Source organism: Paraburkholderia franconis (assembly GCF_009362735.1).
Classification (GTDB): domain Bacteria; phylum Pseudomonadota; class Gammaproteobacteria; order Burkholderiales; family Burkholderiaceae; genus Paraburkholderia; species Paraburkholderia franconis.
Genome location: NZ_WHNP01000065.1, coordinates 24,969 through 37,577 on the forward strand (window position 1 = coordinate 24,969; position 12,609 = coordinate 37,577).

The 12,609-nt window shown below is 58.4% G+C and carries 10 protein-coding genes; 7 read left to right on the forward strand and 3 right to left on the reverse strand.

Features of this window, described 5'->3' with window-relative positions; genetic code table 11:
- Positions 1 to 52 precede the first annotated feature (52 nt).
- From GCT13_RS37705 to GCT13_RS37725, 5 genes are all read left to right on the forward strand, one after another.
- Entirely contained in the window at positions 53 to 1,069 is a 1,017-nt protein-coding gene (locus GCT13_RS37705) for a 4-hydroxyproline epimerase (protein WP_152767056.1), read from the forward strand.
- Positions 1,066 to 2,358, forward strand: coding sequence for an NAD(P)/FAD-dependent oxidoreductase (locus tag GCT13_RS37710; RefSeq protein ID WP_152767057.1), 1,293 nt, complete (start codon positions 1,066 to 1,068; stop codon positions 2,356 to 2,358). Before GCT13_RS37705 ends, GCT13_RS37710 begins: the two co-directional genes overlap by 4 nt.
- Positions 2,359 to 2,369: 11 nt before the next feature.
- Positions 2,370 to 3,851 (forward strand): aldehyde dehydrogenase family protein, encoded by a 1,482-nt coding sequence (locus GCT13_RS37715; RefSeq protein WP_152767058.1) that lies wholly within the window; start codon positions 2,370 to 2,372, stop codon positions 3,849 to 3,851.
- Between the two features lie 12 nt (positions 3,852 to 3,863).
- Entirely contained in the window at positions 3,864 to 4,895 is a 1,032-nt protein-coding gene (locus GCT13_RS37720) for a proline racemase family protein (protein ID WP_152767059.1), read from the forward strand.
- A gap of 73 nt (positions 4,896 to 4,968) precedes the next feature.
- Positions 4,969 to 5,676: a GntR family transcriptional regulator gene (locus tag GCT13_RS37725; protein WP_152767060.1), complete on the forward strand. Its 708-nt coding sequence runs from the start codon at positions 4,969 to 4,971 to the stop codon at positions 5,674 to 5,676.
- 45 nt (positions 5,677 to 5,721) lie between these two features.
- Here the strand turns inward: GCT13_RS37725 and GCT13_RS37730 are convergent, their stop codons facing one another.
- A complete protein-coding gene (locus GCT13_RS37730) occupies positions 5,722 to 7,134 on the reverse strand; it encodes an aminotransferase-like domain-containing protein (RefSeq protein ID WP_152767061.1) in 1,413 nt (470 codons plus the stop codon).
- A gap of 115 nt (positions 7,135 to 7,249) precedes the next feature.
- Between GCT13_RS37730 and GCT13_RS37735 the strand changes: the two genes are divergently transcribed.
- Together GCT13_RS37735 and GCT13_RS37740 are read left to right on the forward strand one after the other, a co-directional pair.
- A complete protein-coding gene (locus tag GCT13_RS37735; RefSeq protein ID WP_152767062.1) occupies positions 7,250 to 8,578 on the forward strand; it encodes an aspartate aminotransferase family protein in 1,329 nt (442 codons plus the stop codon).
- Between the two features lie 48 nt (positions 8,579 to 8,626).
- Complete coding sequence (locus GCT13_RS37740) at positions 8,627 to 10,150, forward strand: CoA-acylating methylmalonate-semialdehyde dehydrogenase (RefSeq protein WP_152767063.1); 1,524 nt, start codon at positions 8,627 to 8,629, stop codon at positions 10,148 to 10,150.
- A 109-nt stretch (positions 10,151 to 10,259) separates the two neighbouring features.
- On the opposite strand, the gene GCT13_RS37745 is transcribed toward GCT13_RS37740, so the two are convergent.
- Together GCT13_RS37745 and GCT13_RS37750 are read right to left on the reverse strand one after the other, a co-directional pair.
- The gene (locus GCT13_RS37745) at positions 10,260 to 12,044 is read right to left on the reverse strand and encodes an IS1634 family transposase (RefSeq protein WP_152767064.1); all 1,785 of its coding nucleotides are present in this window, start codon (positions 12,042 to 12,044) and stop codon (positions 10,260 to 10,262) included.
- Positions 12,045 to 12,355: 311 nt separating this feature from the next.
- The coding region (locus GCT13_RS37750; protein WP_152767065.1) for a transposase domain-containing protein at positions 12,356 to 12,609 on the reverse strand (254 nt) is incomplete at its 5' end.

Here is a 12,609-nt window from a genome sequence, read left to right on the forward strand (position 1 = left end):
CATGAAGCCGGCGGAGAAATCCGCCGGCTGTGTACTCTCGCAAGGTATTCAGATGAGCAAGCACAGCTTTACGAGTATCGAAGGGCATACGGAAGGCATGCCCGTGCGCATGGTGATTGCCGGCGCCCCAGAGCTTGTCGGCGCGACAATGGACGAGCGCCGCAGAGCCTTTGTGGGTGACCATGACTGGATTCGACGCGCGCTAATGCTGGAACCGCGAGGACACTCGCACATGTCCGGAACGATTTTGTATCCGCCGTTATCTGAAGATGCGGACATGAGTCTAGTCTTCATCGAAACATCTGGCTGCCTGCCGATGTGCGGGCACGCGTCAATAGGCTCCATTTCGTTCGCGCTCGAAGCTGGTCTGATTCAACCGAAGTCGGCCGGTACCGTCGTCGTCGACGTCCCGGCTGGCACGCTGCACGCCAGGTACTTGATGGATGGCGACCGAGTCGCGTCGGTTCGATTCACGAACGTTCCGAGCTTTCTGCTTCATCGCGACATTGAAATCGAGCATCCTTACTTCGGACGTCTTGCAGTCGACCTCGCATATGGCGGCAATTTCTATCCTATCGTGGAGGTGCAACCGAACTTTCCGGGATGTGAGCACTTCTCGCCTGAGCAGTTGCTGGAATGGGGTCGCCAGATGCAAACCGCCGTGAACTCGACAATCGATGTCGCTCATCCCGACAACCCAGACATCCGCGGCGTGAAACACGTCATGTGGACGGGCGCCCCTTTTTCCAATGATGCTGACGCTCGTGCAGTGGTTATTGCAGGTGACAGCCTGATTGACCGCTCACCGTGTGGCACCGGCACGTCCGCTCGAGTCGCGCAGCGGTATGCGCGCGGGCTACTCACGGAGCGACAGGTATTCCGACACCAGAGCCTGATTGGCAGCTGTTTCACTGGTCGAGTGGAATCAACAACAAGACTCAACAGCGGGTTGGACGCAGTTTTGCCGAGCGTCGAAGGACGCGCCTGGATTACGGGACGGTCAGAATACTACGTCGACAACTCTCAGCCATATGCTCATGGCTTCAGCCTGCAGGAGTACGCGAATTGAACGCCGTTCCCCGCGAAAATCTTTCGCGTGACCCGCTCGCCTCCACCCGGGAATCTGCCGTCGTGATAGGCGGCGGCATCGTGGGCGTGTGCTGCGCGCTCTATCTTCAGCGCAGTGGCTACGACGTCACGCTCATCGACCCGGAGGCGCCGGGAAATAGTACGGCGAAGTGGAGTTGCGGCCAGATGGCGGTGAGCGAAATCATCCCGCTATCCAAGCCTGGGATTCTCATGAAAATCCCGGGCTGGCTGATGGACCAGACAGGTCCACTCGCGCTTCGCCCGAGCGCTCTTCCAGGAATCGTTCCCTGGTTCATCCGGTTCCTGATGTGCGCTAGGCATTCGAAGATTGTCGACATCGCTCAGTCGATGGCGACGCTGACGCATGACGTCTATGCAGACTATGCTCCGTTACTCGACGCGTGCGATGACAAAGCCCTCATGGGCGAATGCCCTATCCTCGAAGTCTTCGACAACCCGAGCGGGCTTACGCACGAGCAGCCACATCTGGAGTTGCGCGAGTCGCTTGGCTTCAAATCACAGCGTCTGAACGCGAAGGAAATCGGTGACCTTGAGCCGGCGCTTGCTGGCAAGTTTGCCCACGGCCTGATGTTCCCCGACTGGCGCGCTGTCAGCGACACGGAAGGCTTCATCGCAGCGCTCACGAGCAGCTTCATTGCCCAAGGGGGGCGGCGAATCCAGACGCAGGCCAGTCGCATTGTCGAATCGCAGGGCCGCGCGGTAGGCGTCGACCTTGCGAACGGCGAGCGCGTTGCGGCACAGCATGTTGTTGTTGCCGCAGGTACGGGCGCGCAGCAGTTCTTCAGCGCGCTGGGGGTAAGCGTGCCTCTCGCAGGCATCGCTGGCTACCAGGCTGTTGTTAGAAATCCAGGCGTGGAATTTCGTCATTCGACCATTTATGCAGATGGCGGCTTCTGCTTTACACCTATGACTCGGGGCCTGCAGATTGGCGGCACCATCGAATTCGCAGGGAAAGGCGCGAAACCGAACTTCAAGCGAGCAGACATCATCCTTGAGAAAGCCAAACGGGTTTTACCAGACCTTAAAACGGCCGACGTGGAATACGGCGTTGGCTATCGTCCGTTCCTGCCCGACACAAAGCCCATCATCGACCGTTCTCGCCGGCTTAGGAACGTCTTTATGGCGTTCGGTCACGGGCAACTCGGTCTGACGCTCGGCGCGACCACAGGTCGGCTGATTGCTGACATGGTGGCCGGTCGCCCGACGAAGCAGGACATCACGCCTTTCAGCGCGTATCGCTTTTCCTGACGAGACTTATTATGAAATCATACGAGCAACTTTTCATCGACGGTCGATGGGTGACGCCTGTCAAGAAGGCAACCTTCGAAACTGTCGACCCTAGCACCGAGCAGGTGATTGCGAAAGTCGCCTCCGCGACCGCAGAAGACGTCGACCTCGCCGTCAAGGCTGCCCGCAGAGCATTCGATGAGGGTCCATGGCCGCGAATGAGCGGGGCGGACCGTGCGGCCGTACTTCGAAGAATTGGAAAGGGCATTCGCGACCGAATCCAGGAACTTGGCGAAATCGAAGTTCGTGACAACGGTAAGCCATTGCCCGAAGCGCTTTGGGACCTTGGGGACGCCGCTGGCTGCTTCGAGTATTACGCGGGGCTGGCCGAAGAGCTCGACGTGAGCGCCGAAACATCCATCACGCTTTCTGATGACCGCTTTAGCTCGGTGGCCCGCAAGGAACCGGTCGGCGTAGCCGGTGCCATCATCCCGTGGAATTTCCCGATGTTGATGGCGGCGTGGAAGGTTGCGCCCGCTCTGGCTGCCGGCTGTACGATGGTGCTCAAGCCATCGGAGCTGACGCCTCTTACCGCCCTCGAGCTAGCCGACATCGCAGCCGAAGCCGACCTTCCTCCAGGCGTCCTGAACGTAGTGACAGGACTCGGCGAGGACGCTGGCGCGCCTTTGAGCGAACATCCAGGCATCGACAAGCTCGCTTTCACTGGCAGTGTGCCGACGGGTTGCCGCATCATGCAGGCCGCAGCACGCGACATCAAGAATATTAGTCTGGAGCTGGGCGGGAAGTCGCCGTTCATCGTTTTCGACGACAGCGACATCGATGCAGCCGTCGAGTGGATTATGTTCGGCATTTTCTGGAACCAGGGCGAGGTCTGCTCTGCGACGTCCCGGGTTCTCGTGCAGCGTGGCATCTACGAGCGGCTTATTGGACGCCTGAAAGAAGAAACGCAGAAAATCACCGTCGGCAACGGGTTGCAGGAAAATGTGCTTCTTGGCCCCCTTGTCAGCAAAGGGCAGTACGACAAGGTGCTCGGGGCCGTCGAACGCGGTGTGAGCGGAGGCGCGCGGCTCGTGGTCGGTGGTGGCCGACCATCACATCTCGACAAAGGGTTCTTCATGGAGCCAGTTGTTTTTGCAGATGTGCCGGCTGATAGCTGGGTCTGGAACGAGGAAATTTTCGGCCCGGTCGTTTGCATCCGTCCTTTCGACGACGAGGACGAAGCAGTGCGCTCGGCGAATGATTCCCGATTCGGCCTTGCTGCCGCCGTCATGTCGCGCGACAGCGAGCGTTGTGAACGAGTCGCACGTGCGCTGCGCGCGGGTATCGTATGGATTAACTGTTCGCAACCGACGTTCACCGAAGCTCCATGGGGTGGGTACAAGCAGAGCGGAATCGGTCGAGAGCTCGGCGAGTGGGGCTTGAACAACTATCTGGAAACCAAGCAAATCACGCGGTACGACAGCGATAAGCCTTGGGGCTGGTACATCAAGTAAGGCGGGTCCATCATGCGCTGGAAAAAGACACTGCAAATTGCCGACGTTCATTGCGAAGGCGAAATCGGCAAGGTCATCACCGGGGGAGTTTTGGGAATCCCGGGTGCGACGATGCTCGACAAGATGAACCACATCAACGAGGTCGACGATAGCCTTCGCCGACTGGTTGTGCTCGAGCCGCGCGGTTGCCTTCAGATGTCGGTCAATCTATTGCTGCCGCCGACGCGTCCGGAGGCGCACGCCGGGTTCATCGTCCTGCAAGCGGATAAGGCCCATCCCATGTCGGGCAGCAATGCAATCTGCGTGGTCACAGCGTTGCTCGAACTGGGCATGGTCGAAATGCAGGAGCCCGAGACAACCGTGGTCCTCGACACACCGGCGGGCTTGGTCACCGCACGGGCGACGTGCCAGGACGGTCGATGTACCGGCGTTTCACTCGACATGGTGCCGTCGTTCGTCGAGCAACTCGACTTCAGCTTTGAGACCCCAAAGTTCGGCAGAATCCGGGCAGACATTGCCTTCGGCGGTGTCTATTACGCGCTCATCGACGTTGAACAGGTCGGACTGAAGATAGCGCCAGAAAACGCTCGTAAGCTCGCCGAACTCGGCGTTGCATTCAAGGGCGTTATCAACGCACAAATTAAGATTCAGCACCCGCTCTTCCCGGAAATCAACGAGGTTGCGTATGTGATGTTCCGCAACCGCCTGAGCGACGCGCTTTATCAGACCTGCACTACGCTGCCGCCAGGCCGTGTCGACAGGTCGCCGTGTGGTACCGGCAGTTCCGCCAATCTCGCGACGCTGGCGGCAAGAGGTTTGGCCGACATCGGTAGCAAACTGAAGTCTCGGTCTACAATCGGCGGCGAGCTCAATGTCGAACTGCTCGGGAAAACAGAAGTGGGCGGCCGCGCTGCGATTCTTCCGCGTATCCAAGGGCGAGCGTGGCTCTATGGAATCCAGCAAATTGGGGTTGACCCCGATGACCCACTGTCTGCCGGATTCATGCTGAGCGACACGTGGGGCTCCGGTTTTCCGGCACCCTGAGGGCGGAGCGCGCACAATGATAAACTTGAACGCGCGCCCGTCCTTCCGGGCTCACGAAGACCGCGGTGGAACCATGAGCAAAGCGACAACGGAGACAGAAGCCAGTGGCCGCCGCCACGGCGGACGATACATCTATGAGGAACTGCGCAAGCAGATTCTGACGCTCCAACTCAAGCCTGGCGCGCCGCTTGATGAGGTGTCGCTAGCCGCCCAATTTGGTCTGTCGCGCTCACCCGTCCGAGACGCGCTCGCTCGGCTTATCAGCGAGGGATTGGTCACCATTCTCCCGAACAGGACGACGCTGGTTACCCCGTTCGAGATTGAAGAGTTTCCGAAGTACATCTCCGCTCTCGACCTCATCCAACGGGCAGTAACCCGCTTAGCGGCTTTGCATCGCACGGAGGCAGACCTCCAGCGTATTCGCAAGGCGGATGACCAGTACATGCAGGCGGTCGAAAGCGGCGACTATCAGGAGATGACCGAGACGAACAAGGCGTTGCACGTCGCTATCGCACACGCAGCGAACAATCCCTACTTCGTCGGCTATTACGAACGTCTTCTCGGTGAAGGGCAACGGCTTTCGCACCTTCACTTCGATTTCACCGTCACTTCGCCGACTGCTACCAAATTAGGTCGGGACCACGCCGACCTCATTGAGGCGATTGCGCGCAAGGATGCCGATATGGCGGAGAAGCTGGCGCATGAGCACACGATGTTGTTCCAGAAGCGGTTTCTGGACTACATGCGTCAGAATATGACCGAAACCATGGCGGTTTCTTGATAGCTCATAGGCGGCACCGAGACCTCCGTGCCGCCGTTTCGCTCTTCACGTGTGGTTGTCTTTCAATTTGCGAAGAAAGGTCCACAGTTCCGGTGCATCGGACGTTGCAGCGTTAAACCTGAACCATTCCGAAGCGTGTTCGCTTGGCCGAAAGTATGAGCCAGGCGCCAACCAGATTCCCTTGCTCAAGGCATCGTTTGTCACGGCAATGCTATCTTCGGGGCGGATGGGCAGCTTCGCCCACAAAAAGAGCCCTGCGTTCGGCGTGTGAAAAATTTCCAGGCCGGCCTCGGACATCGACTGGGTCACATTAACGTGAGCGTTGAACAGTCGCTCACGTATGTGCGCAGTATGCCGGTCATAGTGGCCTTCAATGAGTACGTTTGCTACGGCGCGTTCTGTGACTTCGGATGATGTCAGGCCGACTGCCATCTTCGTGAGGGCAAAACGTGACAGCAATTCGCGCTTCGCGGCGATATAGCCGACGCGCATCGCCGGTGTAATGGTCTTCGAAAACCCTGAGAGATAGATAACGCGCTGAAGTCCCTCCATTGCAGCTAAACACGGCGCGCCTGGAGGCGCCAGTTCTCGGGAGATGTCGTCCTCCACTACGTACATGCCTTCCCGGTCCGCAATCTGCAATAGTCGGAACGCCGATGAAGCGCTGAGCGACGTACCGGAAGGGTTCTGAAGCACTGTGTTGATGAACATGACCTTCGGACGGTACGTCTTCACGACCTCTTCGAGCTGCGCTGTGTCGATGCCATCCGGCGTGCGCGCAACGCTGACGACGTTCACGAACGCTACTTTGAGAATTTCAAGCAGATTGCAGTAGCACGGGTCTTCGACAACAACGTTATCGCCAGGTCTGAGCAGCGTACGAACTACAAGGTCCAACGCTTGCGTCACTCCCTGTGTAAGCAACACGTTTTCGCTGCCAACGGAAAGGGAATATCTGCGAAGTGAGTTCGCCACATGCTCGCGCAAAGTCATAAGGCCGTACGGATGCCCATACCCGCCGATTCGCGAGCTCGGTACTCGACTGACGACTCTCAGTGCGTGCTGCACGCCGCTCTCGTTTATCCAGTCGTTTGGTATCCAGCCGCATCCAGCTTTGATAGGGACCGTTTTGTCGGCGAAGACGTCGGAGAGAAGCCAAGTCTTATTTAAGCTCGGCGTGCTGAATATGGGCGCGGTCGGGACTCTCGCTGCAGGGGTCGCGACGCGATAGCCAGCTCCCGCACGAGCTACCACGAGCCCGAGCGAAACGAGCCGTTGATAGGCCTCGGATACGGTATATGTGCTGAGGTTGTGCGCTTTCGCAAAGCCTCGAACAGAGGGCAATGTCGTACCAGCTGGGTACGTTCCCTGCCTCAGTTCCTGCTCGATTGCCGACACAATTTGGTCGACCAGCGTGCCTTCGTTCTTGCGAGAGCGTGTCAGGTTCAGCTTGAACATTTCCAATACAGTTCGGAGAAGAAAATCAATACGGTCTGACTGCTGGTTGCAGGCTGTCCAGTGATTGTAGCCGCCGAACTTATTAAAGTTGACTCAACATTCACGGAGTCAACACATGAGCTCGAATCAAACCAATCTGAATCTGTCGAATTTCTGGATGCCCTTCACGGCGAACCGTCAATTCAAGGCGGCTCCCCGACTGTTCAAGTCCGCGAAAGGCATGCACTACACGACTACGGACGACCGTGCCGTGCTCGATGCGACGGCAGGTCTCTGGTGTGTAAACGCAGGCCATGGTCGCTCCGAAATTACCGAGGCGGTGCGCCAGCAACTCGAGACGATGGACTATGCGCCGACATTTCAGATGGGCCATCCGCTGGCATTCGAAGCTGCCACCAAGGTTGCCGACTTCATGCCGGCAGGTCTCGACCGCATCTTCTTTACCAATTCGGGCTCTGAGTCTGTCGACACGGCGTTGAAGATGGCACTAGCCTACCATCGCGCTCGCGGCGAAGGACAACGCACTCGCTTTATTGGTCGCGAGCGCGGCTATCACGGCGTCGGCTTCGGCGGTATTTCTGTCGGCGGCATCCTACCGAACCGCAAAGCGTTCTCCGGCAACCTGATGCCGCACGTGGACCACCTCCCGCATACGCATAACCTTGTTGAAGCTGCGTTCACACGAGGCCAGCCGACGTGGGGCGCCCATCTCGCCGATGAACTCGAGCGACTCGTCGCGTTGCACGATGCCTCGACAATCGCCGCTGTCATCGTCGAACCGCTCGCTGGTTCCACGGGTGTGCTGGTGCCTCCGAAGGGCTACCTCGAAAGCCTGCGCGAACTGTGCACGAAGCATGGCATCCTGCTGATTTTTGATGAAGTGATTACTGCATTCGGTCGTCTTGGCGCGCCCACCGCAAGCGAATACTTCAACGTCGTGCCGGACATCATCACGATGGCGAAGGCAATAAACAACGCGGCAATCCCGATGGGCGCCGTCGCAGCCAGCCGAGTCGTGCATGACACAGTGGTCAATGCCGGTGCCGAGAACGCCATCGAGTTCTTCCACGGCTACACCTATACGGCGCACCCTGCGGCGGCAGCTTCAGCGGTAGCGACACTGGACATCTACAAGCGTGACCGACTGTTCGAACACGCGAAAGAGCTGTCTGGAGTCTTCGAGGACGCGGCACATGAGCTCCGGGGCTCGCCGCATGTCAAGGACATTCGCAATCTGGGTCTGGTTGCAGGCATCGAACTCGAATCGCGTCCCGGTGCCGTCGGCGCGCGCGCATATGACGTGTTCCTCAAATGTTTCGAGGCGGGTGTTCTGGTTCGTTATACAGGCGACATCCTGGCCTTCTCGCCGCCGCTCATCGTGGACGAACGGCAGATTGACCAGATTTTCTCAACGGTGCGCGACGCATTGCGCGAAGTGGCCTGACCTCAATCGCTCAAGCCGGCCGGCTGAGCATGTATCCGGAGTCGTGAAATGAACGTAGCAAGCGAGAAAGCGAATTTGTCGGTGAAGCAGGTCAGCCATTTCATCAATGGTCAATTGGTTATACCGTCGAGCAACCGATTCAAGGATGTGTTCAACCCAGCGACTGGCGATAAAACTGCAGCAGTTGCGCTCGCCACGGTCGAGGAGGTCGACCGCGCGGTGCAAGCAGCGAACGCAGCTTTCCCGAGCTGGAGCGAGATGGCACCGCTCAAGCGTGCCCGTATTCTCTTCAAATTCAAGGAACTGCTCAACAAGCACCACGATGAACTCGCGATGCTCATCACGCGCGAGCACGGTAAGGTCTTCACAGACGCTCAAGGGGAAGTCATTCGCGGTATCGAAGTTGTCGAATTTGCGTGTGGCATTCCCAATCTGCTCAAGACGGATTTCACAGACCAGATTGGTGGCGGCATCGACAACTGGAATCTACGCCAACCGCTGGGTGTCGTGGCAGGCATCACACCATTTAACTTCCCGGTGATGGTCCCGATGTGGATGTTCCCGGTGGCACTTGCTTGCGGCAACACTTTCATTTTGAAACCGTCGGAGCGCGACCCCTCGGCTTCGCTGCGTCTCGCGGAGTTGCTCAAGGAAGCAGGTTTGCCCGATGGCGTGTTTAACGTGGTCAATGGCGACAAGGTCGCGGTCGACGCGCTCATCGAGCATCCTGAAGTATCCGCAATCTCATTTGTCGGCTCCACGCCCATTGCCGAATACATCCATACGGAAGCATCGAAGCGCGGCAAGCGCGTCCAAGCTCTCGGCGGCGCCAAGAATCACCTCGTTGTGATGCCGGATGCCGACTTGGACCAAGCAGTCGACGCCCTAATCGGCGCGGCCTACGGTTCGGCGGGGGAGCGCTGCATGGCAATCTCGGTGGCTGTTGCCGTTGGCAACACGGGTGACAAGCTTATCGAGAAGTTGATTCCTCGTGTCAAATCGCTGGTCATCAAGAATGGCGAGAACCTCGATGCGGAAATGGGTCCCCTCGTTACGGCCGAGCACAAGGCGAAGGTTGCCAGTTACATCGATTCGGGCGAAGCCGAAGGGGCGAAGCTCATTGTCGACGGACGTGCTCATCCGGTGGCAGCAGAGAACGGATTTTTCATCGGTGGAACGCTATTCGATGATGTGCAAGCGGACATGAAAATCTACAGGGAAGAGATTTTCGGCCCCGTCCTTGCTGTAGTGCGGGTACCAGACTTCGCTAGCGCTGTCGAGCTCATCAATGCGCACGAGTTTGGAAACGGTGTCGCTCTTTACACGTCGGATGGAGGTGTTGCTCGAGCATTTACGCGTCAAATCAAGGTTGGGATGGTCGGCGTGAATGTTCCGATTCCGGTCCCGATGGCCTGGCACTCGTTCGGTGGCTGGAAGAGGTCTCTGTTCGGTGACCACCATGCGTACGGCGAAGAAGGCATTCGTTTCTACACTCGTTATAAGAGCGTGATGCAACGGTGGCCTGACAGCATCGGTAAGGGTGCCGAATTCACCATGCCTGTCGCCAAGTAGTTCGCTCAGTCTTCTGTAAGTGAATTGAACTAGCCCAACTTTCGCGATTCGCGCCATCGGCTCAGTCTAAGTCATTGATTTTCAATGACACGAGGTGCAAAGGTCTTCACTACAGAGGGTAGGTTTCGGGGGCAGGGACGGCGGATGGCCGGGCCGTGATTTTCGGCGGTGGCTGCGCGGGCAGTTTGAGACGCAGATGGTCGAGCAGGAGGCGGTGTTCCGGTTCCGGCTGCGTGTAGCGCGAGAGGATCAGGTGACGTCCGTCCGTGGTTGGCAAATGAACGTCGACCATCTGCATGGTCTTGAATGTGTCCAGTGCTGCGCGAGGCGTCAGGCCCGGGGCTGCGCGTTTGAGCTGATATTTGAGCGTGACCTGCAGACAGTACGCCAGGAAGGCGACGAAGATATGGGCTTCGATACGCTCTTCCTTGGAATGGTAGATTGGCCGAATTGATAAGTCGTGCTTAAGTTCCTTGAACGCCTGCTCGACTTCAGTGAGCTGCGTATAGAAAGTCCAGAGCTGCGCCGGATCGTGACCTGATAGGTTGGTGCGCAGCAGATATCGTCCTTCCCGACGCCGCACCTCGCGCAATTTGATGCGATCCAGCTCAAAGCGAAAGGTGTCCGCCGTCACGACCTCGTGGCTTTGTGGCAACCTCAGTTTGATCAGTCCGGCGGCTCGCCCAGCGTCCTGTTTGGCGGCCCCCACCTTCATCAGCAGGTGATCGCGCGTGAGGCTTTGCTCCTGCAACTGCTTGAGCCGTTGCACATAGCGCTTCAGACGGCGCTGGCGCATGCCACGCTCCTTGCCGATGCGCTGCTCACTAACGGCAAGCACATAGGTCTCGCTTTCCTGGGGCAGGCGCTTGACTTGCACGCCGTCTCGCACCTGTTCCCACGACGCTGACAGGAAGGACTGCTCCAGCTTGCTCAAGCGTCCCTTGGGTGTACCAACCAGATAAGAGGCGCCCATCTCACGCATTTGCGCTAGCGTCTCTTCCGTCGGAATACCGCGGTCCATCACCCAGATTCGATTCGCTTTGCCGTATCGCGATTCGATGCGCTTGAGCAGATCCGACAGTGTGGTGCAGTCGGCGGCGTTACCGGCCAGCACTTCGTAGCTCAAGGGAAAGCCTTCCGGCGTGACGATCAGGCCGATCACGACCTGTCGGCAGTCACCGCGTTTGTCGCGGCTGTAGCCGTATTGACGCTTGTCCGGCGCTTCTCTCGGCGTGTCGCTCTCGAAGTAGGTGCTGGTCAAATCGTACAGCAGCACGTCGAAAGAGGCGCCAAACAGTTCGCCCCAACGCTGCTTCAGAAACAGCATCAAGGCGTCCTTGTGGGGCAGCAACTTATCCAGACAGCGATACAGCGTATCCTTCTCGGCCAGCGCAAAGTCGGCCTCCAGGAGATCGGCCATCGCGCTCGATGTGAACCAGTGCCGGTGCAGGCGCCATTCCGAGCCGGGATCGATCAGTCGATACGCGACTAAGGTTTGCAGCACCTGCAGCCAGCGGGTGCCTTTGCGGGAGGCCGGCAGGCGCGCCGACCAAAATTCGTCCATCTCCAACTGCTGCCACAGCACACACGACAGCCAGCACGCACCCCATTGCCGCGGGCGCTTCAATTGCATCTCGCTTAACCGCACGCCGACCACCTTGGCGTCGTCCACCGGCAGCGTCCCTTCAGCAAACAGTGCGATCTGACGTTTGGTGCCTTCGTCGAAGACCTCGATCGTCTTGCGCCAGGCAAGTTGCTGACTATCGTTGATCTCGCCCAGGTACAGGACTTGACGTTGCACTACCTTGCCATTCAATAAACGCCGGTTCTCCACCACACTCCAGTAGTGGTGCGTCTTGCCGTCCTTGATCCGTTGGGTGCGCTTGAGGAACATGCGCCCCAGTTTAGGAACTCGCCGCGGCGCTGCCAAGGACCAAGGTCTTCACTACAAGCAATTCTCGCCATTGACTGCGTCCCCGGCCACAGCAAATCAACAACTTACAGTCTGCGCCGGGTCAGAACGCAGCAAAAATGGTGCTTTCGCGCCGCGAATCGCGAAAGCTGGGCTAGAGGAGAGAGTTTCCGAGGGTGACTCACTGCACGCGAACGACGCCGTGGGTTTTTAAGGCTGGCACCTCACATGAGGTGTCGGCTTTTTTTGCGTAAGCGCCCGGCAATGACACCCCGGGGAGTGCGCGCCGGCGATCAGGCGGTGATCGGCGCCCAGCGATGAGGCAGTAGCTGAGCGATATCGTCGGCGCGATGCGTGGGCAAGCGGTTCAGTACGTCTTTGAGGTAGACGTATGGATCATGGCCGTTGAGCTGCGCTGATCGAATCAGGCTCATGATTGCGGCTGCGCGTTGCCCCGCACGCAAAGAGCCCGCGAAGAGCCAGTTCGTCCTTCCCAGGGCCCATGGACGAATCTGATTTTCCAGCCAATTGTTGTCGATCGGCACAT

Excerpts from the sequence above, each read along its gene's own strand:
- GCT13_RS37705 (WP_152767056.1), top strand. The coding sequence starts at position 53 with ATGAGCAAGCACAGCTTTACGAGTATCGAAGGGCATACGGAAGGCATG.
- GCT13_RS37715 (WP_152767058.1), top strand. The coding sequence starts at position 2,370 with ATGAAATCATACGAGCAACTTTTCATCGACGGTCGATGGGTGACGCCT.
- GCT13_RS37720 (WP_152767059.1), top strand. The coding sequence starts at position 3,864 with ATGCGCTGGAAAAAGACACTGCAAATTGCCGACGTTCATTGCGAAGGC.
- GCT13_RS37725 (WP_152767060.1), top strand. The coding sequence starts at position 4,969 with ATGAGCAAAGCGACAACGGAGACAGAAGCCAGTGGCCGCCGCCACGGC.
- GCT13_RS37730 (WP_152767061.1), bottom strand. The coding sequence starts at position 7,134 with ATGTTCAAGCTGAACCTGACACGCTCTCGCAAGAACGAAGGCACGCTG.
- GCT13_RS37735 (WP_152767062.1), top strand. The coding sequence starts at position 7,250 with ATGAGCTCGAATCAAACCAATCTGAATCTGTCGAATTTCTGGATGCCC.
- GCT13_RS37740 (WP_152767063.1), top strand. The coding sequence starts at position 8,627 with ATGAACGTAGCAAGCGAGAAAGCGAATTTGTCGGTGAAGCAGGTCAGC.
- GCT13_RS37745 (WP_152767064.1), bottom strand. The coding sequence starts at position 12,044 with ATGTTCCTCAAGCGCACCCAACGGATCAAGGACGGCAAGACGCACCAC.